This is a genomic window from Janthinobacterium sp. GW458P, from assembly GCF_002127585.1.
Classification (GTDB): Bacteria; Pseudomonadota; Gammaproteobacteria; order Burkholderiales; family Burkholderiaceae_D; genus Janthinobacterium.
Genome location: NZ_NEGZ01000003.1, coordinates 97,201 through 121,102 on the forward strand (window position 1 = coordinate 97,201; position 23,902 = coordinate 121,102).

Genomic DNA, 23,902 nt, shown 5'->3' on the forward strand with positions numbered 1-23,902 from the left:
GGTGCGGGCAGTCTCTCCTGCAGGCGCTTTGCCTGCAGGGTTCGCCTTGCGCCGCCGCGCCCGTCTGCGGTGGCGTGTTTCCCTTGATACCACACCGTCGTCCGGCGGTGCTTTTTATACTGTGATGCCATGGAAATTTTCGGCGTTCCATTACCTGCGATGATGAGCCAGCTGCTGCTGGGCCTCGTCAACGGCTCGTTCTATGCCATGTTGTCCCTCGGACTGGCCGTCATCTTCGGCTTGCTCAATGTCATCAACTTCTCGCATGGCGCCATGTACATGATGGGCGCCTTCCTGGCCTGGATGGGCCTCAGTTACTTCGACATCAATTACTGGGCCATGCTGGTCATCGCCCCGATCATCGTCGGCCTGTTCGGCATCCTGATCGAAAAAACCATGCTGCGCTGGCTATATAAACTCGACCACCTGTATGGACTGCTGCTGACGTTCGGCATCACCCTGATCGTCGAAGGCGTGTTTCGTTCCTTCTATGGCGTCTCGGGCCAGCCGTACGCGGTGCCCGAAGCGCTGGCCGGCGCGACGGACCTGGGCTTCATGATCCTGCCGAACTACCGTGCCTGGGTGGTGATCGCCTCGCTGTTCGTCTGCCTGGCCACCTGGTTCGTCATCGAAAAAACCAAGTTGGGCGCCTACCTGCGGGCCGGCACGGAAAACCCGAAACTGGTGGAAGCGTTCGGCATCAACGTGCCGCTGATGGTGACCCTGACCTTCGGCTTCGGCGTGGCGCTGGCCGGTTTTGCCGGCGTGCTGGCCGCGCCGATCATCCAGGTTTCGCCGCTGATGGGCTCGAACCTGATCATCGTCGTCTTCGCCGTGGTGGTGATCGGCGGCATGGGGTCCATCATGGGTTCCATCCTCACGGGCCTGGGCCTGGGCGTGATCGAGGGCCTGACCCGCGTGTTTTACCCGGAAGGCTCGGCCACCGTGGTCTTCGTGGTGATGGTCATCGTGCTGCTGCTGCGTCCCGCCGGCCTGTTCGGCAAAGAAAAGTAATCCTCATCAGTCATGTATTGGAGCTACCACGATGAATAAGAATGTAGGCTACGCCATTGCCCTGCTGCTGGCACTGGCGGCCCCGTTTTACGGCTATCCCGTCTTCCTGATGAAGTTGCTGTGTTTTGCCCTGTTTGCCTGCGCCTTCAATTTGCTGATCGGCTATACGGGCTTGCTGTCGTTCGGCCACGCGGCCTTCTTTGGCGGCGCCGGCTATGTCACCGGCTACGCGCTGCGCAGCTGGGGCTGGCCGACGGAACTCGGTCTGCTGGCCGGCGTGCTCACCGGCGCCGGGCTGGGTCTGGTCATGGGCGGCCTGGCGATCCGCCGCCAGGGCATCTACTTTACGATGATCACCCTGGCGCTGGCGCAGATGGTGTATTTCCTCGCCCTGCGCCTGCCGTTCACGGGCGGCGAAGATGGCTTGCAGGGTGTTCCACGTGGAACCTTGCTGGGCATGATAGACCTGGGCAACGACACGGTGCTGTACTACGTCGTGCTGGCCATCTTCATCGCCGGCTTTGCCCTGATCGTGCGCACCATCCACTCGCCGTTCGGGCAAGTGCTCAAGGCCATCAAGGAAAATGAACCGCGCGCCATCTCGCTCGGCTATGACGTCAACCGCTACAAGCTGATGGCCATCGTGCTGTCCGCTTCGCTGGCCGCGCTGGCCGGCGCCACCAAGACCCTGGTGCTGGGCTTTGAGACTTTGACGGACGTGTACTGGGGCATGTCGGGCCTGGTCGTGCTGATGACCCTGGTTGGCGGCATGGGCACCCTGGCCGGACCCATCCTTGGCGCCGTGCTGATCATCGCGCTGGAAAACAAGCTGGGCGACTTCGGCACGTATCTGGCCACGCACACGGGCATCGAATGGTTCGGCACCCTGGGCGAATCGGTGGGCATGGTCACCGGCGTCATCTTTGTCCTCTGCGTGCTGATGTTCCGGCGCGGCATCGTCGGCGAAGCCATCGCGCGCTTCAGCGCCAGGCCAGCCAAGGCCGCTGTCTGATTTTCAAGCAACGCCGGACCGATCATCCGGCGTTTTTCATTGTGCGTCCATTGTGACTTCAACGGAGAGAACCACCATGCAAACGACGAGTACGTGCGCGCCCGCTGGCGTGGGCCTGTGCACCTTGCTGCTGCTGGCAGCCTGCGGCAGCAACCATGCACCCGAAGAGCTGAACCGGATGCCCGGCTACCTGGGAACGATTGCGCGCGCCGACTACGACGGCAAGAGCAATGACTTGCTGACGGCGGGCCTGGGCAAGACGGGGCTGGCGGGCGCCACGCCCCTGTATGCGAATGCGGAACAGCCGACGCCGGTGGAACTGCGCCGCAATGCGATTTATGCCAACTACCGCGCCGTGCTCGACATCGCTGCCAACAGCGGCTACGGCACCCTGTACGGCCCGAACGTGGACGCGGCCGGCAACGTGGGCGGCGGCGAGGGCTTGATTGCCGGCAGCGAATACATCGCCTACGCCGACGACGGCACGGGCAAGAAGAACGTGACCTTGATGGTGCAGGTGCCGTCCAGCTTCGATCCTGACCACGCCTGCATCGTCACGGGCACGTCGAGCGGTTCGCGCGGCATCTACGGCGCTATCGGCAGCTCCGGCGAATGGGGCTTGAAGAAAGGCTGCGCCGTGGCGTATGCGGACAAGGGGTCCGGCACGGGCTTGTATGTGTTCGAGGATGACAGCGTCAATCTGCAAAACGGCGTGCGCGCGGGAAGGGGGGCTGCCGGCAAGAGCGCCATTTTCGCCCCCGACCTGGGCGACGCCGATCGCCTCGCCTGGGCCGCCGCCTATCCGAACCGAATCGCCTTCAAGCATGCGCACTCGCAGCAGAACCCGGAAAAGGACTGGGGCAAGGTGACCTTGCAGGCGGTCGAGATGGCGTTCTACGTCTTGAACGAGCGCTACGGCGTGCTGGCCCGCGACGGCAGCTCGCGCATCGTGCGCCTGACGCCGAAGAACACCATCACGATTGCGTCGAGCATTTCCAATGGCGCCGGCTCGGCCCTGCTGGCGGCGGAACAGGATACGGGGGGGCTGATCAGCGGCGTGGCGGCCAGCGAGCCGCAGATCCAGCCGCAGCCTTCCGCGGCCTACAGCGTGCGCCAGGGCGGGGTGCTGGTGGCCAATCCCGGGCGCGCCCTGTTCGACTACGCCACCTACGCGGCCCTGTACCAGCCATGTATCGCTTCCGTGGCCGGCAATGCGGGACGCTGCACGGTGCTGGTGGCCAAAGGCTTGTTGAACGGTGCCGACCTGGCGGCGCAGCAGGCGGACGCAAAACTGCGCTTGCAGGCGTATGGCTGGCAGGCCGATTCCGACCCGCTGCAGGCGGCGCATGCGGGCACGAATATCCTGGTGGCCGTCACGTATGCGTATGCCTACGGGAAATTTTCCGTGACGGATAAAGTATGCGGGTTCACGTTTGCGCAGACGGATGGCGGCGGCAACCCGATCGCGTTCACGTCGGCGCAGAAGGTCGCCAGCTTTGCCACCCAGAGCGGCATCGTCGGCAATGTCGTATATGAAAACAGCGTGGGCGGCGCCAGGGTGTACACGGCCGGCGTGTCGCCCTCAAGCAATCTGGCGGACCAGTCGCTCGACGGCTTCCTGTGCCTGCGCAGCCTGGCCACGGGGCGCGACGCCGTCAGCGGCGCCAACCTGGAAGGCACCCTGGCTGGGCAAAGCGTGCGCGTGCGTGCCGGCATGGCGGAGGTGCAGGCGGTTGGCAAGCTCAACGGCAAGCCGGCCATCATCGTGCATGGCCGCAGCGATACCTTGATACCTGTCAATCATGCCTCGCGCGCGTATGTGGGCCTTAATGCCGCCGTGGAAGGCGCCGCCAGTCGCTTGCGCTATATCGAGGTAACCAACGCCAACCACTTCGATTCTTTCAGCAGCGCCTTGCCGACCCGGATCGTGCCCTTGCACGTCTATCTGAACCGCGCGCTCGACGCCATGTACGCACACCTGGCTTCGCAGCAGGCCCTGCCGCCGTCGCAGGTGGTGCGCACGGTGACGCGGGCCGATGCGTCGACCCTGATCACCAACGTCAACGTGCCGCCGATTGCCGCCGCGCCCGTGCCGGCCAATCTGATCAGCGTGACGGGCGCCGTGGTGGATGTGCCCAACTGAGTGTCATAGGGCCGCCGCATAGATGGCCCGGGCATCCCCGCGCGTGACGGTGCGGGGATTGTTGCCTAGCAAGCGCGTCTGCAGCATGGCCTCGTCGGCCAGCCGGTCCAGGTCGCTGGCCGCGATGCCCACCTCGCGCAGGGTACGCGCGATGCCGGTGGTTGCGGCAATTTCCTGCATGGTATCGATCAGCGCCTGTGCCCGCGCTTCATCGCTGCCCTTCATGGCGGGCCGGAGCACGGTGGCCAGCTCCGCATACAGGGGCGCCGCATGGGACAGATTAAAACGCAGCACATGCGGCAGCACCAACGCATTCGACAGGCCATGTGGCACGTGGAACAGGCCGCCGATCGGATACGCGAGCGCATGCACGGCCGCGACGGGCGCATTGGAAAACGCCTGGCCGGCCAGCATGGCGCCCAGCAGCATGGCCTGGCGTGCCGGCAAGTTGGCGCCATCGCTGCAAGCCGTGACGAGGTGGCCATGCAGCAATGACAGTGCCTGGCGGGCCAGCATGTCGGACAGGGGATTTTTCAGCAGCCGGCTGGTATAGGCTTCGATCGCATGCACCATGGCATCGATGCCGGTGGCGGCCGTGATCGCGGGCGGCAAGCCCAGGGTGAGGCTGGCGTCGAGGATGGCCAGGTCCGCATACAGCTGCGGCGCGACGACGCCCATCTTGCTGGTGGCGCCCGTGGTGACGATGGCGATGTTGCTCACTTCCGAACCCGTGCCCGCCGTGGTCGGCAATTGCACCAGCGGCAGGCGCTGGCCTTGGACATTGCCGATGCCATATAGTTGTCCCAGTTCCTGATGCCCGGGCGCCAGGACGGCAATCAGCTTGGCGACATCGAGCGAGCTGCCGCCGCCGAGGCCGATAATCAGTTCCACGTGAAACATCTGGGCCTGGGCCACGCCGGCCAGCACGACGGCTTCCGGGGGATCGGCTTGCACTTCGGAAAATACGTGGACGTCGATGCCCGCCACCCGCAGGCTGTGCAGGGGAGCCTCGGCCAGTCCCGTGGACAGGAAGCCCGCATCGGTGACGAGCAGGGCGCGGCGTACCGACGGAAAGTGATGGGCGATGTGCGCGCCCAGTTGGGCAGCGGCGCCCGCGTCGACGATTACATGGGGCACGGTGCGAAACTGGAAGGCGGACATGCGTACTCCTGGCGAGGAACAGAAGCCAAGCTTACTCCGCTTTCCGGCTCCGCGCATGTTCCACGTGGAACAGTTTGTGCCCGGTAAGCGGTTGGCCGGCGCCTGGCTCACGACGAGCGCCACGCCGGACACCGCCGCCAGCATCCGGGCCGACACCCATGAGCAGCTTGAGCAGGAGCAGGTCTGTCATTCCCACTCCAACGCACCGCGTTTCCATTCGTAGGCCAGGCCGATGGTCAATACGGCGAGAAAACCCATGACGGCCCAGAAGCCGGGCAAGCCCAGTGCGTTGACGTTGGCCGCCCACGGCATCAGGAAGATGACTTCGATATCGAACAGGATGAACAGGATGGCGACCAGGTAGAAGCGGATATCGAACTTCATGCGCGCATCGCCGAATGCTTCGAAGCCGCATTCATACGGCGACAGCTTGTGTGCGTCGGGTTTGTGCGGACCGAGCACGCGTCCCAGCAGCATGGGCACGATGCCGACCAGGATACCGATCAGTATGAACAGGAGGACGGGGAAATAGTTTTCGAGGAGCATGGAGATTCCTCTTAGTGGCTCGATGACAGTTTCATCAGCACGATGCCGCACACGATGAGCACGGCGGCGCACACGCGCATGGCGTTGACTTGTTCGCCCAGAAAGACGATGCCGACGATGAAGGCGCCGACGGCGCCGATGCCGGTCCAGATGGTGTAGGCCGTGCCCAGGGGCAGGGTGCGCATGGCCAGCGACAGCAAGCCGAAGCTGGCGATCATCATGACGACGGTGACAACGGAGGGGGTGAGTCTGGTGAAACCCGCGGAGAGTTTCATCGAATATGCCCACACGACTTCAAGCATGCCGGCAATAATTAAAAGTATCCAGGCCATGGCGGCTCCTTATACAGAGCGGGCCGTCCCGGTATGTTCCCATGATGGGGGAGGCCGTCCTCCTGGAGGATCGTCGCGCCGGCCACTGGCGTGACCTTGCGGACGACGCGGCAATTGTAACAAACATTGACGGTTGCCGCAGCCCGGGCCAGGACGCGATTCGTGTTCCACGTGAAACAGAAACAGCCCTTGTCATGCCCTTGCTGAGTAAAAATTAAGCAAAAAGTGACCCGCGTAAGGTTGCGCTTGCAAAAAGACTCTATAATCGGAGCTCAATCCTCGCATTTTTACCTGCACTGTTACCTATTTATCATGTTATTTCCTACAGAATTCGACGTCATCGTTGTCGGTGGTGGTCACGCCGGTACCGAGGCGGCCCTCGCTTCCGCCCGCATGGGGCAGAAGACGCTATTGCTCACGCATAATATTGAGACACTGGGCCAGATGTCGTGCAATCCTTCCATCGGTGGCATCGGCAAGGGCCACCTGGTCAAGGAGGTCGATGCCATGGGCGGCGCGATGGCGATCGCCACCGACGAGTCCGGCATCCAGTTCCGCATCCTGAATTCCTCGAAAGGCCCGGCAGTGCGCGCCACGCGCGCCCAGGCTGACCGTATTCTCTACAAGGCCGCCATCCGCACGCGCCTGGAAAACCAGCCCAACCTGTGGCTGTTCCAGCAGGCGGTCGATGATTTGATGGTCGAAGGCGACCGCGTCGTCGGCGCCGTGACGCAGATCGGCCTGAAGTTCCTGGCGCGCGCCGTGGTGCTGACGGCCGGTACCTTCCTCGACGGCAAGATCCACGTGGGCCTGAATAATTATTCGGCCGGTCGCGCCGGCGATCCGCCCGCCATCTCGCTGTCCGCCCGGTTAAAAGAGCTGAAACTGCCGCAGGGGCGCTTGAAAACGGGCACGCCGCCGCGCATCGACGGCCGCACGATCGACTTTTCCGTGATGCAGGAACAGCCGGGCGACCTCGATCCCGTGCCCGTGTTCTCCGTCATGGGCAACACGGCCATGCACCCGCGCCAGGTGCCGTGCTGGGTCACGCACACGAACGCGCAGACGCACGACATCATCCGCGCCGGCCTGGACCGCAGCCCCATGTACACGGGCGTGATCGAAGGCGTGGGTCCCCGTTATTGCCCGTCGATCGAAGACAAGATCCACCGTTTCTCGGGCAAGGAATCGCACCAGATCTTCCTCGAGCCGGAAGGCTTGACGACGCATGAGTTCTATCCGAACGGCATCTCCACGAGCCTGCCGTTCGACGTACAGATCGCCCTGGTGCAATCGATGAAGGGCATGGAAAACGCGCACATCCTGCGTCCCGGCTATGCCATCGAATACGATTATTTCGACCCGCGCGGCTTGAAGGCCTCGCTGGAAACGAAGGCCGTTGCCGGCCTGTTCTTCGCCGGCCAGATCAACGGCACCACGGGCTACGAAGAAGCGGCCGCGCAAGGCATGCTGGCGGGCCTGAATGCGGCCTTGCTGACGCAGGACAAGGACGCCTGGGTACCGGGCCGCTCCGAGGCTTATCTGGGCGTGCTGGTCGACGATCTGATCACCCAGGGCGTGCAGGAACCGTACCGCATGTTTACCAGCCGCGCCGAGTACCGTCTGAGCCTGCGCGAAGACAATGCCGACATGCGCCTGACGGAAATCGGCCGCGCCTTGGGCTGCGTGGGCGACGCCCAGTGGCAAGCGTTCGAGACTAAGCGCGAAGCGGTGGCGCGCGAGCTTGAGCGCCTGCGTTCCACGTGGGTCAATCCGCGCATCCTGGCGGCCGCCGAGTCGGAACGCATCGTCGGCCAGGCCCTCGAGCGCGAGTACTCGCTGGCCGACCTGCTGCGCCGTCCGAACGTGGCCTACGACACCCTGATGAGCATGACGGGCATCGAAGGCCAGGCGCTGGCCGGGCCCGGCGTGGAAGACCCCGCCGTGCGCGAGCAGGTGGAAATCCAGCTCAAATATGCGGGCTACATCGAGCGCCAGAGCAAGGAAATCGAGCGCCATGAACACTATGAAAACCTGGCCTTGCCGGCAGGTTTTAATTACCTGGACATCGCTGCGCTGTCGGTCGAAGTGCGGCAAAAACTCGACAAGCAGCGCCCGGAAACCCTGGGCCAGGCATCGCGCATTTCGGGCGTGACGCCGGCGGCGATTTCGCTGCTGCTGGTGCACCTGAAAAAGCGCGGCTTCGGCGCCGCGCAGACCACCACTTTAAAGGACGAGGTTGTTGAATGAAGCAGTTTGACCGGGCGCAACTTGCCCAGATTTTGAATGAAGGCATCGCCGCGCTGGGGCTGGACCTGAGCGCGGATCAGACGGAAAAACTGCTCGATTACCTGGCCTTGCTGGCCAAATGGAACAGCGTGTACAACCTGACGTCGGTGCGCGATCCCCTGCAGATGCTGACCTTGCACGTACTCGATTCGCTGGCCGCCGTGCCGGCGTTCGCGGATGCAAAGAATGTGCTCGACGTGGGCGCCGGCGGCGGCTTGCCGGGCATGGTGCTGGCCATCGCGCGGCCCGATATGAAGGTGTCGATGATCGACACGGTGCACAAGAAGACGGCCTTCCTGACGCAAGTGAAGGCCGAACTGGGCCTGGCCAACGTCACGGTGTACACGAAGCGCGTGGAGCAGCTGGAAGTGCAGCAGAAATTCGACGTGATCACCTCGCGCGCCTTTGCCGACCTGTCCGACTTCGTCAACTGGTCGAACCATGTGCTGGCCGAGGGCGGCCAATTCATCGCCTTGAAAGGCGTGGCGCCGCCAGACGAGAGAGAGAGACTGCCGGCAGACTGGCAAGTGACGCAATTGCGGGCTATCCAGGTGCCAGGGCTAAATGCAGAGCGTCATCTGGTCTTTATAGCAAGAGTCTGAAAAGCGGAAATAAAAAGTATAAATAGTTTATACGGTATAAATAATATAAACCATATAAATGATTTATATCGTATAAACGAAATAAACAGTATAAATCGTTTCGGCCTGATGCCGGGGCGCACGATGATGTTTGCATCTCTTTACAACTAGAAGATACATGGCCAAAATTTTTTGTGTAGCAAATCAAAAGGGTGGTGTTGGTAAAACCACAACAAGCGTCAACCTCTCCGCCGGTCTGGCCAAGTTGAACCAGCGCGTGCTGCTGGTCGACCTCGACCCGCAGGGCAATGCGACCATGGGCGCCGGCATCAACAAGGCCGGCCTGACGGCGTCGACCTATGAGGTGATGCTGGGCGAGTCCGATGTCAAAACGGCACGCCAGCGTTCGGAAGCGGGGCGCTTCGATGTCTTGCCGTCGAACCGCGAGCTGGCCGGCGCCGAAGTGGAGATGGTCGAACTCGATAACCGCGAACGCCGCCTGAAGGATGCGCTGGCCGAAGTGGACGGCGAATACGATTTCATCCTGGTCGATTGCCCACCGGCACTATCGATGCTGACCCTGAACGGCCTGTGCGCCGCGCATGGCGTGATCATCCCGATGCAGTGCGAGTACTACGCGCTGGAAGGGCTGTCCGATCTGGTCAACACCATCAAGAAGGTGCACGCCAACCTGAACCCCGACCTGAAGATCATCGGCCTGTTGCGCGTGATGTTCGATCCGCGCATGACATTATCGCAACAAGTGTCGGCCCAGCTGGAACAGCATTTCGGCGACAAGGTGTTTACCACCATTATTCCGCGCAACGTGCGCCTGGCCGAAGCGCCATCGTACGGCTTGCCCGGCGTGACCTTCGACCCGAGCTCGAAAGGTGCCCAGGCATATATCGCCTTCGGCGCCGAAATGGTCGAACGCATCAAACATATGTAAACAAGGAGCAAGCGCGAACGCAATGTGATGTGAGCGCTTACTCTGAAAACACGATTAGGACAGCATGGCTACGAAAAAACTAAAAGGACTGGGTCGCGGACTCGATGCGCTGTTGGGCGGCGGCGGCGACTTCGCCAGTCCGGACACGCATCAACCGTCGAACTTGCCCGTGTCACAAATGCAAGCCGGCAAATATCAGCCGCGCACGCGCATGGACGAGGGCGCGCTCAATGAACTGGCCGCCTCGATCAAGGCGCAGGGGTTGATGCAGCCTATCCTGGTGCGCCCGATAGGCCAGGATACCCTGAGCGGACTTGTTAAATATGAAATCATCGCCGGCGAACGCCGCTTCCGCGCCTCGCAGCTGGCCGGTTTGATGGAAGTGCCGGTGCTGGTGCGCGATGTGGACGACCTGGCCGCCGCGGCCATGGCGCTGATCGAGAACATCCAGCGCGAGGACTTGAATCCCCTGGAAGAGGCCCAGGGCATCCACCGCCTGATCGCCGACTTCAGTTTTACGCATGAGCAAGCGGCCACTGCGCTGGGACGCTCGCGCAGCGCCGTGTCGAACCTGTTGCGCCTGATGAATCTGGCCAGCCCCGTGCAGACCATGCTGATGGCCGGCGATATCGACATGGGCCATGCGCGCGCGCTGCTGGCCGTCGATGCGGCCACTCAGATTACGCTGGCGAATCAGGTCGTGGCCAAGCGCCTGTCGGTGCGCGAAACGGAAAAGCTGGTGACCCGCACGCTTGAGGAAGCGACCAACCCGGTCGAGCCGCGGCAAAAGGAAAAGTCCGGTGACATCGCGCGCCTGGAAGAAGAGCTGTCCGATGCGCTGGCCACGCCCGTGGTGTTCAAGATGGGCAACAAAGGCCGTGGTCAATTGGTCATCGATTTTGCCGATCTTGACGTGCTCGATGGCTTGTTGACCCGTTTGCGTGGTTAAATAGCAAGTTGGCAAAGCAGCGGAACGGTGCGTTGAGAAACGGGCTGGACAAGCTGGCCACGCTTTCCGGGCGCATCACGTGATTCCTTGATAACACGGCTGGAAGCGGCCCGGCAAGCGGCTTTGCCACATAGTGGCGCAAATGGCGGCGAATAGTCGGTAAAGCGTCAGTTTCGCGCAGCAATTGCCCTGCTGCGGTGCAGCAACGTTTGACTCTATAGATCAAAGCCAACTATAATCCCGTGTCTTTGCGTGTGTAGATTTTTCTGGGAACTTGGTAATTGAGTGATTCACAACAAAATATTGCCAAACCAGTCTACAAAGTAGTTGCTCTGCAGCTTGCAATCGCTATCAGTTTTGCAACGGTCACCCTGTTTTTTGGTGGCAGTGTCAAAGGCTGGTCCGCCGCTTACGGCGGCGCTATCGCAGTCATCGGTAGCCTGGTGTATGCCATGCTGGTCGTTCGCGGTTCCAGCGACGCCAACAAGGCATTCCGGGCGCATTTGCGCGCAGAAGTGGTGAAAATATTTATCACAGCGGTGCTGTTTATATTGGCACTGGTGTTGTTTCAGTCGGCCGCCTGGTTATGGCTGATCTTGGGTTTCGCGGTGGCAACCTTAGCATACTGGTTTTCATTGCTCGCTGTTTAATCATTGGTTTTGGGGCCTGTTGTGCTCTGAAACGACAAATCTAAATTCATTATGACCACAGAACACGCTATTGAAGCGGGCCATGCTGCCCCGGCCAACGCCACAGAATACATCAGTCACCATCTGGCCCACCTGAGAAGTGCCGACGGCATGATCAATCTGGATACGTTCTGGATTTCGGCCATTCTGGGCTTCGTTTTCCTGGCTGTTTTCTACATGGCGTCGCGCCGCGCGACGGCTGGTGTCCCTGGCAAGTTGCAAAACTTCGTCGAAATGGTCATGGAAATCGTCAATGACACTATTAATGGGGCCTTCCACGCGAAAAGCAAGGTCATCGCGCCGCTGGCCATCACGATTTTTGTGTGGGTCTGGCTGCTCAACGCGATGGACTTCCTGCCGGTTGACCTGTTGCCGAAGATCCTGAGCTGGTTTGGCGTGCATAAACTGCGCGCCGTGCCGACCGCCGACGTCAATCACACCTTCGCCATGTCGCTGTCCGTCGTGCTGTGCGTGATTGCCTTCTCGATCAAGGCCAAGGGCCTGGGCGGCTGGATCAAGGAACTGTTCACGGCGCCGTTCCATGCGAGCGGCCTGATCGGCACGATTGCCCTGGCACCCGTCAATTTCCTGCTGCAAATGGTTGAGCTGGTTGCAAAACTGATCTCCCTGTCGCTGCGACTGTTCGGCAATATGTATGCCGGCGAACTGATTTTCATCTTGATCGCGTTGTTGCCTTGGTGGGCACAGTGGGCGTTGGGTGGTCCATGGGCAATTTTCCATATCTTGATTGTAACTTTGCAAGCTTTTGTGTTTATGGCGTTGACGGTTGTGTATCTGAGCCTTGCGGTTGAGAAACATTAATCTTTAACTTTATATTTTGTTTTTTTAGTATCTTTCGTTTTTAAATTTAGGAGAATTTTATGCAAGCTCTGATCGCACAAGTACAAAGCATGACCGTTCTGGCAGCAGCAATCATCATCGGCCTGGCCGCAATCGGCACCGCTCTGGGCTTCGCTATCTTGGGTGGCAAATTCCTGGAAGCGTCGGCACGTCAACCAGAACTGATGCCACAACTGCAAACCAAACTGTTCGTTATCGCTGGTCTGCTGGATGCTATCTCGATGATCGGCGTTGGTGTTGCTCTGCTGTACACGTTCGCTAACCCGTTCCTGTCCGCTCTGACGGCTGTTGCTCAGTAATTCGCTCCAACCCTAGGAGAAACTTTTAGTTAGGAGCAAAGGTATGGACATCAATATGTCGCTCATCGGCCAGATGATCACCTTCGCGGTGTTGGTCTGGTTCTCGATGAAGTTCGTATTTCCAGCGCTGAACAACGCGCTGGATGAGCGTGCCAAACGAATCGCGGATGGATTGGCTGCGGCCGATCAAGGTCAGGCTTCGATGGCTGTCGCTGAAAAGCGTGCGCAAGAGGCATTGAACAGTGCACGTGAAGAAGCTTCGCAACGCGTTGCGGACGCTGAAAAGCGCGCGCAGCTGGTTGCTGAAGAGATCAAGCAAAATGCACAAGCTGAAGCTGCGCGTATCATTGCGCAAGCCCAGTCGGACGCCGAACAGCAACTGTCGAAAGCACGCGAACAATTGCGCGCTCAGGTGGCTGACCTGGCTGTCAAGGGTGCCGAGCAGATCTTGAAGCGTGAAGTAAACCCAACGGCTCACGCCGAAATGTTGCAGCGTCTTGCTGTCGAGCTGTAATCATGGCAGAACTCGCAACCGTCGCCCGTCCCTACGCGGAAGCTTTGTTCCGCGTAGCCCAAGCTGGTAAGGAGTCAAGCAACCTCGCGGCGTGGTCCGAACTGGTGTCCGAACTGGCACAGATCGGTAGCCACCCCGAGGTACAGGCGTACGCGCGCAATCCGAAAGTTTCGGAAAGCGACGTCGCCGCCACCATCCTGTCGTTGTTGAAATCGCCGCTCAATGAGGAAGTGAAAAACTTCGTCACCATGTTGATCGAAAATGGCCGCATCAGCCTGCTGCCGGAAATCGGCGCGCAATTCCACACCTTGAAAAATAGTGTGGAAGGTGCGGCTGACGCCGAGATCACGAGCGCTTTCGATCTGAGCGAAGGCCAAACGGCCGAGCTGGTCGCAACGCTGGAAAAGAAATTCAGTCGTAAGCTCAACCCTGCCGTCACAGTGGATCCATCGCTGCTCGGCGGCGTGCGCGTGGTTGTTGGCGACCAAGTGCTCGATACCTCGGTGCGCGCCAAGCTGCAGCAACTGCACGCTGCACTGGTGTCGTAAGACACGCGCTTCGGCAGGCCAGCTTAGACAGACCCTTACCCCTCGCGCAAGCTGAGAGAAACACTTTTAGGAGTTAGTATGCAACTCAACCCATCTGAAATCAGCGAGTTGATCAAGAGCCGGATCCAAGGTCTTGACGGCGGCGCTGAAGTGCGTAATCAAGGCACGGTTATTTCCGTTGCCGACGGTATCTGCCGCATCCACGGTTTGTCGGACGTGATGCAAGGCGAGATGCTGGAATTCCCAGGCAACACGTTTGGCCTGGCAATGAATCTGGAACGCGACTCCGTCGGTTCCGTGATTCTGGGTGCCTACGAGCACATCTCCGAAGGCGACACGGTGAAATGCACCGGCCGCATTCTGGAAGTGCCAGTCGGTCCTGAGCTGCTTGGCCGCGTAGTCAACGCGCTGGGCCAGCCGATCGACGGCAAAGGCGCCATCGAGACCAAACTGACGGCCGCGATTGAAAAAATCGCCCCGGGCGTGATCGCCCGTGAATCCGTTTCGCAACCGATGCAAACCGGCCTGAAGTCGATCGATGCGATGGTTCCAGTTGGCCGCGGCCAGCGCGAACTGATCATCGGCGACCGTCAAACCGGCAAGTCGGCTGTGGCGATTGATGCGATCATCAATCAAAAAGGCCAGGGCATGAAGTGTATCTACGTCGCGATTGGCCAAAAAGCCTCGTCGATCAAGAACATCGTGCGCTCGCTGGAACAGCACGGCGCGATGGAATACACCATCGTTGTCGCCGCTTCCGCTTCGGAATCGGCCGCCATGCAATACATCTCGCCGTACTCCGGTTGCGCCATGGGCGAATACTTCCGTGACCGCGGTGAAGATGCACTGATCGTCTACGATGATCTGTCCAAACAAGCTGTTGCATACCGTCAAATCTCGCTGCTGCTGCGCCGTCCACCAGGTCGCGAAGCGTACCCAGGCGACGTGTTCTACCTGCACAGCCGCCTGCTGGAACGCGCAGCACGCGTGAACGCCGACTACGTCGAGAAGTTCACCGACGGCGCCGTCAAAGGCAAGACCGGTTCCCTGACGGCACTGCCGATCATTGAAACGCAAGCTGGCGACGTGTCCGCATTCGTTCCAACCAACGTGATTTCGATTACCGACGGTCAGATCTTCCTGGAAACCTCACTGTTCAACGCCGGTATCCGTCCTGCGATTAACGCCGGTATTTCCGTATCGCGCGTCGGTGGCGCCGCCCAGACCAAGGTCATCAAAAACCTGTCCGGCGGTATCCGTACCGACTTGGCGCAGTACCGTGAACTGGCCGCGTTTGCGCAGTTCGCTTCGGACCTGGATGAATCGACCCGCAAGCAGCTGGACCGTGGTGCCCGCGTAACGGAATTGCTCAAGCAAGCCCAATACTCGCCACTGTCGATCTCGCTGATGGCCGTATCGCTGTTCTCGGTGAACAAAGGCTTCATGGACGACGTGCCAGTCAAGCAAGTGCTGTCGTTCGAAGCTGGTGTCCACGCTTACATGAAGACCAAGCAAGCTGCTCTGCTGGCCAAGATCGAAGAAACCAAGCAACTCGACAAAGACAGCGAAGCAACTCTGTCGGCGGCCATTGCTGATTTCAAGAAATCCGGCGCATATTAAGCGGCCAGGCGGCGCCCGCCTCGAGTGAGGCGCCGCCCTACGCGCAGAAGGAGTAAGGACTCATGGCATCAAGCAAAGAGATACGAGGCAAGATCAAGAGCGTAGAGAATACGAAGAAGATCACCAAGGCGATGGAAATGGTCGCCGCGTCCAAAATGCGCAAGGCGCAAGACCGGATGCGGGCCGCCCGTCCCTACAGTGACAAGATTCGGAATATCGCCGCCAATCTGGCGACCGCCAATCCGGAATACACGCACCCGTTCCTGGCAGCTGCCCAGGGTACGCAAGCGAAGGCAGTGGGTTTCATCGTTGTCACGACCGACAAGGGTCTGTGCGGCGGCATGAACACCAACATCCTGCGCCAGGTGACGTCGAAGTCGCGCGAGCTGGAAGCAGCTGGCAACCGGATTGAAGCAGTTGCCATCGGTAACAAGGGTTTGGGTTTTTTGAATCGCATCGGCGTCAAGATCGTCGCCTCTGCCATTCAAACCGGTGATACGCCGCACCTGGATAAATTGATCGGACCTGTCAAGGTCATGCTCGAAGAATTCCAGGCTGGCAAGCTCGACGCAGTGTACCTGTGCTACACCAAATTCATCAACACGATGAAGCAGGAACCAGTGGTCGAACAGTTGCTGCCGTTGACGGCTGACAAAATGGTCGCCGACAAGAGCGCACACTCGTGGGATTACATCTACGAGCCGGATGCACAAAGCATCATCGACGAATTGCTGGAGCGCTATGTAGAAGCGCTGGTGTACCAGGCAGTCGCGGAGAATCTGGCGTCCGAGCAATCGGCACGGATGGTCGCGATGAAAGCTGCAAGCGACAACGCGGGTAGTGTGATCGGCGAATTGAAGCTGATCTACAACAAGACCCGCCAAGCTGCGATTACCAAAGAACTCTCCGAAATCGTCGCCGGTGCGGCTGCGGTTTAAACGAATTTAACTATATTGAAGGAACGAACATGGCTGATGGCAAAATCGTTCAGTGTATCGGCGCTGTGGTGGACGTTGAGTTTCCCCGCAACGCGATGCCTAAGGTATTTGATGCCTTGAAGATGGCAGGCTCGGAACTGACCCTGGAAGTACAACAGCAGTTGGGCGACGGCATTGTCCGTACCATTGCACTCGGCTCGTCCGATGGCCTGCGTCGCGGCATGATGATCCAGAACACCGGCAAACCTATCATGGTGCCAGTCGGTAAAGCAACCCTGGGTCGCATCATGGACGTGCTGGGCAACCCGATCGACGAATGCGGCCCCGTGTCGCACGAGCAGATCGCGTCGATCCACCGCACCGCTCCCGCATACGACGAACTGTCGCCATCGCAAGAACTGCTGGAAACCGGCATCAAGGTGATCGACCTGGTGTGCCCGTTTGCAAAAGGCGGTAAAGTGGGTCTGTTCGGCGGCGCTGGCGTAGGCAAGACCGTGAACATGATGGAACTGATTAACAACATCGCCAAGGCGCACAGCGGCGTGTCCGTGTTCGCCGGCGTCGGTGAGCGTACCCGTGAAGGTAACGACTTCTACCACGAGATGGCTGACGCGAAAGTGGTCGATCTGGAAAACCCGGAGAACTCCAAGGTCGCGATGGTCTACGGTCAGATGAATGAACCGCCAGGTAACCGTCTGCGCGTCGCGCTGACCGGCCTGACGATCGCTGAATCGTTCCGTGATGAAGGCAAGGACGTTCTGTTCTTCGTCGACAACATCTACCGCTTTACGCTGGCCGGTACCGAAGTATCGGCACTGCTGGGCCGTATGCCGTCGGCTGTGGGTTACCAACCGACCCTGGCGGAAGAAATGGGCCGTCTGCAAGAGCGTATTACGTCGACCAAGACCGGTTCGATCACCTCGATCCAGGCCGTCTACGTTCCAGCCGATGATTACACCGATCCGTCGCCTGCTACCACGTTTGCTCACTTGGATTCGACCGTTGCGCTGTCGCGTGACATCGCTTCCCTGGGTATCTACCCAGCCGTGGACCCGCTGGATTCGACCTCGCGTCAGCTCGATCCGTTGATCGTTGGTCAAGAGCACTATGACACCGCGCGTGCCGTGCAAACGACCCTGCAACGCTACAAGGAATTGCGCGACATTATCGCGATTCTGGGTATGGACGAGCTGGCACCGGAAGACAAACTGCTGGTTGCCCGTGCACGTAAGATGCAGCGTTTCCTGTCGCAGCCTTTCCACGTCGCTGAAGTCTTTACCGGCGCGCCCGGTAAATACGTTTCGCTCAAAGACACGATCAAGGGCTTCAAAATGATCGCTTCGGGCGAACTCGATCACCTGCCGGAACAAGCGTTCTACATGGTCGGCACGATCGAAGAAGCAATCGAAAAAGCCAAGAAACTTAACTAAGTTAAGTCTGGGCCTAACCCCGCCCGTTAGACGGCGGGGTTCTTCAACCCGATAGGACACACATGGCACACACAATTCACGTTGACGTGGTTTCCGCTGAAGAACTGATTTTTTCAGGCGAAGCAGAATTCGTCGCGTTGCCGGGTGAACAGGGCGAGCTGGGTATCTACCCACGCCACACGCCTTTGATTACCCGCATCCGTCCGGGCGCGGTCCGCATCAAGGTAGTCGGCCAGGCTGAAGAAGAGTTCGTCTTCGTTGCCGGCGGCCTGCTGGAAGTGCAACCGGATACCGTGACCGTCCTGGCCGATACCGCGATCCGCGGTCACGACCTCGACGAAGCGAAAGCGCTGGAAGCGAAGAAGTTGGCGGAAGAAAATATCCACAACAAGGATTCGGGCATCGACTACGCGCAAGCGCAAGCCGAGCTGGCCAGCGCGATTGCGCAACTGGCAGCGATCCAGAAGCTGCGCAAGATTTAATTCTTTGCGCCGCACAAGAAAGGCAGCCTGCGGGCTGCCTTTTTTTTCAGCAAAAATTAGCGGCGCTTGTCTTTCCCCCTTTCCATTCCGGCCTTCAATATCGTCTTCCACTTGGCGCGCGCGGCAATGCGCTCGAGCGGCGTCTCCTCGCTGCGGCGGGCGTCGCGCAGCAGCTTGTGATAGTTGCGCAGGCGGTCCCCATCGACGGCGCCACGGACCTGGCAACCGGGTTCGCTGGCATGCCGGCAATCGCGAAACTGGCACGTTGCGGCAAGCGCCGCGATGTCGTCAAACGTGGCCGCCAGCGTATCGGCATCGGCATCGGCCTGCCAGCTGCGCAAGCCCGGCGTGTCGATGATGCAGGCACCATCCGCGCACAGGTGCAGCGAGCGGGCTGTCGTCGTATGCCGGCCGCGTCCGTCGCCGTGGCGCACGCCATTGGTCGCTTGATCCGCCGCGCACAGGGTATTGGTCAGGCTGGACTTGCCGGCGCCCGATGAACCGAGCAGCACCAGGGTCTGGCCGGCACCCAGCCAGGGTTCCAGGATGGCCACGTCATACGCATGGCGCGTGTCGATGGCAAACAGCGGTACGTGCTGCGGCAGGCGCTGTCTGAGCAGCGCCAGCTTGCCCGGCACGTCGTCGGCCACGTCGGCCTTGCTCAACACCACCACGGGCGTCACATGCGCCGCCAGCACGATGGCCAGATAGCGTTCCAGGCGGCGCGGGTTGAAGTCTCCATCGAGTCCCATCACCAGCAGGGCCGTATCGACATTGCTGGCGAGCACCTGGCGCCGCCCGTCATTGCCGCGCCGGGCGATTTGGGTGGCTGGGGATAAGCGTTCGGTTATCCACAGGGAGCCGTGTGCAGCAGCATCGGCATCGGTGGCGACCCAGTCGCCGACGGCCAGTGTGGTGTCTTGCTGCTGCAATGCATGCTGCAGGCACGGCAGGATCTGTGCTGCGCGTTCGCTGGCGCCATCGTGCACGCCGATGCTATCACGATGCACGGCGCTCACGCGCATCAGCTGCGCGGTGGAAGACGAGAAGTCGAGGTGGGCGGCAGCGCTGGCGATGGCCTGCTGCAGTCCGATGGGGCGTAGTTGCGCAAAATCGCATGCGATCATGGTAGCGTGATTCCTTATTCTATCGTCCGCGTGCGGACGTGTAGCCTGCGCGTGCAGGCACCGCCAGTCGCAATGACTGGCACGAAAAAAGGGGGAAGTCGGCTACGCGATCACGCGCAAGGGTAAAACGAGGTCAGTGCTGTATGAATGCAGACTGGAACGATGGTGATCAGGCAGCCGACAGCACGGCAGTATCCGAATGGCGCATGTTGTCTACTCCTGTTGTGTGATGGAAAACGCCAGTGTGCCAGCGGCTTGCGCCGTCGTCAATGGACGGTGTGGCTCAGCTGCACATGCCGTAAGCCTGGCGCTCGGGGAAATAGCGGTACGTAAACGTGCGCACCGGATAGCGCTTGCCGGCGACGAGCATGTCGGGCATGGATAAATCGAAGCGCTGCGGCAACTGGCGCGGCAGTTGCAGGCGCAAGCGCCATTGCGTTTCCTTGCTGTTGCCGACGGCGGCAAACATGATGGGCAACTGCTCGATGACGTCGACGATCTCTGCCTTCTGGTTCATGCCGCGCTGGTAGATGGTCAGCACTTTCGCCTCGGCGAACGGCTGCTTGTGCGGTTCTTCCAGCAGGAAGGACAGGCGCGTGAAGCTGGCCTGGGTACCGACGGGCAAGGTGAAGATCAGCGCCAGTTCCGTGCCGCCCTCCTTCAAGGTGACGGGCGGCGTGGCGTAGATGCTGATACCGCGCGGCAGTTCGAAGCGCGAGCCTTCCGTCCACGTCTTGCACTCGGGCGTGGTGGCCTGGTACAGGCTGGGCGCCGTGTAGTCGTTGCAGGCGGAAACCAGCAGCAGCAGGGGCAGGGCAAGGAGGGCGGAACGGCGCATGGAAGTCACGGTTGGAGGATCAGCCGACAGTGTAAGCGATCCCTCCGCGATCCACCAGCGCCGCTATGGATGTCCTGGCGGTGCGCGGCGCACGGACTGCAACTGGCAATGCGGCGCCTGCAGCGCATCCTGGATGGTGTCCAGCGCCAGCTGCGGCCGGGCCGCGCCGCACATGAAGATGTCGACGGCGGCAAAGCCGCATTCCGGCCAGGTGTGGATCGAAATGTGCGACTCGGCCAGCAACAGCACGCCCGTGACGCCGTGGCCCGGCCCAAAGCTGTGGAAATGGCCGTGCAACACCTGTGCGCCGGCGATGATAGCGGCATTGCGCAACAGGCCTTCGAGCGCGTCGCAGTCACGCAGGGATTCGGCGTGAATGCCTGACAGGTCGGCCAGCAGATGGGTGCCCAGGGGCAGATGCGGTGTGGCTGTCATGCTTACTTGTGGCTGCCGCCGCTGGAGCCGCCGCCATAGCTGCCGCCGCCGCCGCCCGTGCGCGAACTCCAGCTGCTGCCGCCGCTGCTGCCGCTGCCGGCCACCTTGAACATGCGCACCCAGTTGGCGGCCGTAACGGAGAACGTCACCATCAGGGCGTAGATCACGTATTTACTCATGGGGGATTCTTTGCATTTTTGTCGAGAAAAACGGCCGGCAGGAACAGCGCCAGGCATCCCAGCAAACTCCACATCAAGGTGCTGGAGAACGACACGAACATGGGGATCGCATTCAAGACCAGCACGATGACGATGAAGACCTTGGCGATGCCGCAGTGGCTCATCTGGATATTCTGTACCTTGGTGCCGCCATGGAAGGCGGCGCCGAACCAGGCGGCCATCTGGTCATAGGCGACGGGCATGGAGCGCGACCAGGTCATTTCCTCGTTGCTGAGCTCTGCCGCCAATTTTGTTTGTCCCTGTTCGAATTCAAACACGCGCGCACTGTCGCCGACGGCCACCTTCCAGTTGAAGGCGCCGGCCGCATACACGACCTGCGAGCCGTAGTCGTACAGTTTGCGGTAGGTGGCGCCATCGAGCGTGCAGCTGGCGGCGTCCAGCGAGGCCCAGTTGGGCCAGTTCGGCAGCACGTTCGAGCGTGACCAGCCCTCGTCCGTCTCCACCAGCCAGAAGAAGCCGGCGCGCGCGTTGTACAGCAGGTATTCGTTCCACTCGCTGCCTTCGTCGTCGGCGCGGCGCATCATGCCGATCACCGTGAAATCCACATTGCCGATCTTCGCGCTGGCGCCCAGCTCCAGCGTGATGTCGGCGTTCTCGTGCACCTGCTTGCCGATGGCCAGCACCTGCGCTTCCGGGCCGCTGGCGTCGAGCTGCGCATGGCAGGCGGGGCACACCAGCTGCGCCGCCGCGCCGGGTACATATTGAATGCCGCTGCCGCAGGACGGGCAGTCGAGTGCATCAAGCTTGCCGCGGTACTTGCCGGCGCTCGTGGCGATGGCCTCGTCGTCGCGCAGCAGCTGGCATTGCAGGCCGTCCAGGGTGACGGCGACGCCCTGGTAGACGACCGGTTGCGGGCCATCCGTGTAGTCGAGCGTGACGAAGCTGGCGTAGTTGCGGAAGTCCGCCACCTGGATGCGCCAGCCCGCGCCCACCTTGAAGGGCAATTCGCCCTGGCCGGCGATGCATTCGGCCTTGCGGATCTCGGCTGCCGTGTAGGGCTCGCCGCAGATTGTGTAGCGCTTGCCGGGCGCCAGCTCGCCAAAGACGGGTAAAGTACCTTGCGTGCCGCGCTCGCGCGTCAGCGTGTACAGGCTGGACGAGTCGCCCAGCCACGCCGTGCTGGCGTCATCGAACAGCAGATACCACTCGTTCCACGTGCCGGCGCTGTAGCGCTGCTGGATGCGCCCGACAACGGTGAAGTGCACGCCGTCGTGCACGCCGGCCGTGCCGATCTGGACGGGCGAATAGTCTTCCAGGACGGCCGACATCTTGCCCAGGTCCCTGACGGCATCGGCGTCCTTGAGGATGGTGCTGTGGCAGTACTCGCACACGGCGAGCACGGAAGCATGCGAGCGGAAATGCACTTCCGCGCCGCAGCTGGGACAGGAAACAGTTTGCATGCAGTCGTATTTCGCTCTAATCAGCCGATCAGTTTTTTCAGCAGTTCAGCCTTGGCGCCGTCGTAGTCGGCCGGCGAAATGAGTCCCTTGTCCAATAAACCTTTGAGTTTTTCCAGACGCGCCTCGATCGGTTCCTCGGCGGGTGCCGGTGGCGCCGCCGGAACTGGTGCCGGGGCGGGCTGCTGCAGCGCATTGCCCATGCTTTGCGCCATCACCTGGCCGATCGACAGCCCGGCGCCCAGGCCTGCGCCGATGCCGGCCATGCCGCCTTCGTTTTGCGCCGCCAGCGGGATGGCGTTGGCCACCTGGAACTTGGTGTAGCCGCTCATCTTGTCGGCGCCCAGGCCGCCCTTCATGCCGGCCGAGATGCGCTCGTCGAGCGCCGCCTGCAATTCCTCGGGCAGGCTGATGCTGGCCACGTTGAATTCATCGAGGCCCACGCCGTAGCGGGCAAACGCCTGCGCCAGGCCATCCTTGACCTCCTGCGCCATCAGCGCCTGGTTGGCCGCCATGTCGAGGAAGGGCACATTCGCGCCGCCCAGCGAGCTGGCCATGCTCGACATCAGAATGCCGCGCAATTGATCTTCCACTTCGTCGCGCGTATAGACTTCGCGCGTGCCGCTGATCTCGGTGAAGAAGGTGCGGGCGTCGGCGATGCGGTACGAATACATGCCGAAGGCGCGCACGCGGATCATGTCGAAATCCTTGTCGCGGATGGTGATCGGCTGCGGCGTGCCCCACTTGCGGCCCGTCTGCACGCGGGTGCTGAAGTAATACACGTCCGACTTGAACGGCGAATCGAACAGCTTGTCCCAGTTTTTCAGGTTGGTCAGCAACGGTAACGTTTGCGTCGTCAGCTTGTGCGTGCCGGGACCGAAGACGTCGGCGATCTTGCCTTCATTGACGAAGACGGCGACCTGCGATTCGCGCACATTCAGGATGGCGCCGTTCTGGATCTCGAAATCCTGCATGGGGAAGCGCCAGGCCAGCACGCCTTCTGTCTCTTCGTTCCACTGCAGTACGTCGATAAACTGCTTCTTGATAAAGCTGCCGAGGCTCATGATGGATGTCCTTGAATAAGATAAAGCGGTGTCAGGAAATGCAGGCGGCGTTGATGGCGCCGATCGACAGGGAAATGGCGCCCAGCAGGCCGCCGAAAGCGCTGTTGTTCGATTCGATCTGGTCCTTCGACATGCGCAGCAGGCGCGTGGTGACCACATAGGCGAGCAATTGCACCACCATGGCGCCGAAGGCCCAGGCGAAGAATTGCTGGTAGTCGGCCGTGTGCATGAGGGACGAGGCGATGGTGGCGGAAAAGCCCAGCAATGCGCCGCCCAGCGACAGGGCCGCCGCCTGGTTGCCCTGTCGGATCAGCAGCACTTCGTTATACGGCGTGACGCGCGTGTAGATGATAAAAAAGGCAATCAGCAGCGCGGCGGCCAGTATAAGATGGATCAGATAGTTTAGGATGGCGGGCACGGCTTTCCTCGCAATGAGTATTTGATA

Annotated in this window: 26 protein-coding genes; 16 read left to right on the forward strand and 10 right to left on the reverse strand. The window is 60.8% G+C overall.

The window, feature by feature from the left end:
* The first annotated feature begins 129 nt into the window (after positions 1-129).
* From CBW50_RS03925 to CBW50_RS03935, 3 genes are all read left to right on the forward strand, one after another.
* Positions 130-1,014, forward strand: coding sequence for a branched-chain amino acid ABC transporter permease (locus tag CBW50_RS03925; protein WP_086144307.1), 885 nt, complete (start codon positions 130-132; stop codon positions 1,012-1,014).
* A gap of 31 nt (positions 1,015-1,045) precedes the next feature.
* The gene (locus CBW50_RS03930; RefSeq protein ID WP_086144308.1) at positions 1,046-2,026 is read left to right on the forward strand and encodes a branched-chain amino acid ABC transporter permease; all 981 of its coding nucleotides are present in this window, start codon (positions 1,046-1,048) and stop codon (positions 2,024-2,026) included.
* Positions 2,027-2,102: 76 nt separating this feature from the next.
* Positions 2,103-4,169 (forward strand): 3-hydroxybutyrate oligomer hydrolase family protein, encoded by a 2,067-nt coding sequence (locus CBW50_RS03935; protein ID WP_086144309.1) that lies wholly within the window; start codon positions 2,103-2,105, stop codon positions 4,167-4,169.
* Positions 4,170-4,172: 3 nt separating this feature from the next.
* Here CBW50_RS03935 and CBW50_RS03940 read toward each other — a convergent pair whose 3' ends face one another.
* From CBW50_RS03940 to sugE, 3 genes are all read right to left on the reverse strand, one after another.
* Complete coding sequence (locus tag CBW50_RS03940) at positions 4,173-5,330, reverse strand: iron-containing alcohol dehydrogenase (protein ID WP_086144310.1); 1,158 nt, start codon at positions 5,328-5,330, stop codon at positions 4,173-4,175.
* Between the two features lie 186 nt (positions 5,331-5,516).
* Positions 5,517-5,876, reverse strand: coding sequence for an NADH-quinone oxidoreductase subunit A (locus tag CBW50_RS03945; RefSeq protein WP_086144311.1), 360 nt, complete (start codon positions 5,874-5,876; stop codon positions 5,517-5,519).
* An 11-nt stretch (positions 5,877-5,887) separates the two neighbouring features.
* Complete coding sequence (gene sugE, locus CBW50_RS03950) at positions 5,888-6,208, reverse strand: quaternary ammonium compound efflux SMR transporter SugE (RefSeq protein WP_086144312.1); 321 nt, start codon at positions 6,206-6,208, stop codon at positions 5,888-5,890.
* A 312-nt stretch (positions 6,209-6,520) separates the two neighbouring features.
* Between sugE and mnmG the strand changes: the two genes are divergently transcribed.
* The 13 genes from mnmG to CBW50_RS04015 all read left to right on the forward strand — a co-directional run bounded on the left by mnmG (position 6,521) and on the right by CBW50_RS04015 (position 18,357).
* Positions 6,521-8,458, forward strand: coding sequence for a tRNA uridine-5-carboxymethylaminomethyl(34) synthesis enzyme MnmG (gene mnmG, locus CBW50_RS03955; protein WP_086144313.1), 1,938 nt, complete (start codon positions 6,521-6,523; stop codon positions 8,456-8,458).
* Positions 8,455-9,099: a 16S rRNA (guanine(527)-N(7))-methyltransferase RsmG gene (rsmG, locus tag CBW50_RS03960; RefSeq protein WP_086144314.1), complete on the forward strand. Its 645-nt coding sequence runs from the start codon at positions 8,455-8,457 to the stop codon at positions 9,097-9,099. The genes mnmG and rsmG overlap by 4 nt, the downstream gene beginning before the upstream one ends.
* Positions 9,100-9,256: 157 nt before the next feature.
* A complete protein-coding gene (locus tag CBW50_RS03965; protein ID WP_086144315.1) occupies positions 9,257-10,027 on the forward strand; it encodes a ParA family protein in 771 nt (256 codons plus the stop codon).
* 64 nt (positions 10,028-10,091) lie between these two features.
* Entirely contained in the window at positions 10,092-10,976 is an 885-nt protein-coding gene (locus tag CBW50_RS03970; RefSeq protein WP_086144316.1) for a ParB/RepB/Spo0J family partition protein, read from the forward strand.
* A 281-nt stretch (positions 10,977-11,257) separates the two neighbouring features.
* Positions 11,258-11,626 carry an ATP synthase subunit I gene (locus CBW50_RS03975; protein WP_076564767.1) on the forward strand — a complete coding sequence of 123 codons (369 nt, stop codon included), beginning with the start codon at positions 11,258-11,260 and terminating at the stop codon, positions 11,624-11,626.
* 51 nt (positions 11,627-11,677) lie between these two features.
* Positions 11,678-12,487, forward strand: a complete 810-nt coding sequence (atpB, locus tag CBW50_RS03980) for a F0F1 ATP synthase subunit A (protein WP_046681851.1) — start codon at positions 11,678-11,680, stop codon at positions 12,485-12,487.
* Positions 12,488-12,546: 59 nt separating this feature from the next.
* Positions 12,547-12,825: a F0F1 ATP synthase subunit C gene (atpE, locus tag CBW50_RS03985; RefSeq protein ID WP_034752695.1), complete on the forward strand. Its 279-nt coding sequence runs from the start codon at positions 12,547-12,549 to the stop codon at positions 12,823-12,825.
* Positions 12,826-12,868: 43 nt separating this feature from the next.
* Positions 12,869-13,339 carry a F0F1 ATP synthase subunit B gene (locus CBW50_RS03990; protein WP_071325906.1) on the forward strand — a complete coding sequence of 157 codons (471 nt, stop codon included), beginning with the start codon at positions 12,869-12,871 and terminating at the stop codon, positions 13,337-13,339.
* A gap of 2 nt (positions 13,340-13,341) precedes the next feature.
* Positions 13,342-13,887 carry a F0F1 ATP synthase subunit delta gene (locus CBW50_RS03995; protein ID WP_076564768.1) on the forward strand — a complete coding sequence of 182 codons (546 nt, stop codon included), beginning with the start codon at positions 13,342-13,344 and terminating at the stop codon, positions 13,885-13,887.
* 78 nt (positions 13,888-13,965) lie between these two features.
* Entirely contained in the window at positions 13,966-15,507 is a 1,542-nt protein-coding gene (gene atpA, locus CBW50_RS04000; protein WP_034752701.1) for a F0F1 ATP synthase subunit alpha, read from the forward strand.
* A 62-nt stretch (positions 15,508-15,569) separates the two neighbouring features.
* Entirely contained in the window at positions 15,570-16,445 is an 876-nt protein-coding gene (gene atpG / locus CBW50_RS04005; RefSeq protein WP_086144317.1) for a F0F1 ATP synthase subunit gamma, read from the forward strand.
* Between the two features lie 29 nt (positions 16,446-16,474).
* Positions 16,475-17,875 (forward strand): F0F1 ATP synthase subunit beta, encoded by a 1,401-nt coding sequence (gene atpD, locus CBW50_RS04010; protein ID WP_034752705.1) that lies wholly within the window; start codon positions 16,475-16,477, stop codon positions 17,873-17,875.
* A gap of 62 nt (positions 17,876-17,937) precedes the next feature.
* Positions 17,938-18,357 carry a F0F1 ATP synthase subunit epsilon gene (locus CBW50_RS04015; protein WP_058050961.1) on the forward strand — a complete coding sequence of 140 codons (420 nt, stop codon included), beginning with the start codon at positions 17,938-17,940 and terminating at the stop codon, positions 18,355-18,357.
* A 56-nt stretch (positions 18,358-18,413) separates the two neighbouring features.
* On the opposite strand, the gene rsgA is transcribed toward CBW50_RS04015, so the two are convergent.
* The 7 genes from rsgA to CBW50_RS04045 all read right to left on the reverse strand — a co-directional run bounded on the left by rsgA (position 18,414) and on the right by CBW50_RS04045 (position 23,875).
* Positions 18,414-19,484: a ribosome small subunit-dependent GTPase A gene (gene rsgA, locus CBW50_RS04020; RefSeq protein WP_086144318.1), complete on the reverse strand. Its 1,071-nt coding sequence runs from the start codon at positions 19,482-19,484 to the stop codon at positions 18,414-18,416.
* A 283-nt stretch (positions 19,485-19,767) separates the two neighbouring features.
* Positions 19,768-20,322 (reverse strand): hypothetical protein, encoded by a 555-nt coding sequence (locus CBW50_RS04025; protein ID WP_086144319.1) that lies wholly within the window; start codon positions 20,320-20,322, stop codon positions 19,768-19,770.
* A 63-nt stretch (positions 20,323-20,385) separates the two neighbouring features.
* On the reverse strand, positions 20,386-20,757 hold the full coding sequence (speD, locus tag CBW50_RS04030; protein WP_086144320.1) for an adenosylmethionine decarboxylase: 372 nt from the start codon (positions 20,755-20,757) through the stop codon (positions 20,386-20,388).
* Positions 20,758-20,759: 2 nt separating this feature from the next.
* Positions 20,760-20,936: a hypothetical protein gene (locus CBW50_RS29245; RefSeq protein ID WP_157792409.1), complete on the reverse strand. Its 177-nt coding sequence runs from the start codon at positions 20,934-20,936 to the stop codon at positions 20,760-20,762.
* Entirely contained in the window at positions 20,933-22,396 is a 1,464-nt protein-coding gene (locus tag CBW50_RS04035; protein WP_086144321.1) for a DUF4178 domain-containing protein, read from the reverse strand. Before CBW50_RS04035 ends, CBW50_RS29245 begins: the two co-directional genes overlap by 4 nt.
* Positions 22,397-22,416: 20 nt before the next feature.
* Positions 22,417-23,457: an SPFH domain-containing protein gene (locus CBW50_RS04040; protein WP_086144322.1), complete on the reverse strand. Its 1,041-nt coding sequence runs from the start codon at positions 23,455-23,457 to the stop codon at positions 22,417-22,419.
* Positions 23,458-23,488: 31 nt separating this feature from the next.
* Positions 23,489-23,875 carry a DUF350 domain-containing protein gene (locus tag CBW50_RS04045; protein ID WP_070288892.1) on the reverse strand — a complete coding sequence of 129 codons (387 nt, stop codon included), beginning with the start codon at positions 23,873-23,875 and terminating at the stop codon, positions 23,489-23,491.
* Between the last annotated feature and the right edge of the window lie 27 nt (positions 23,876-23,902).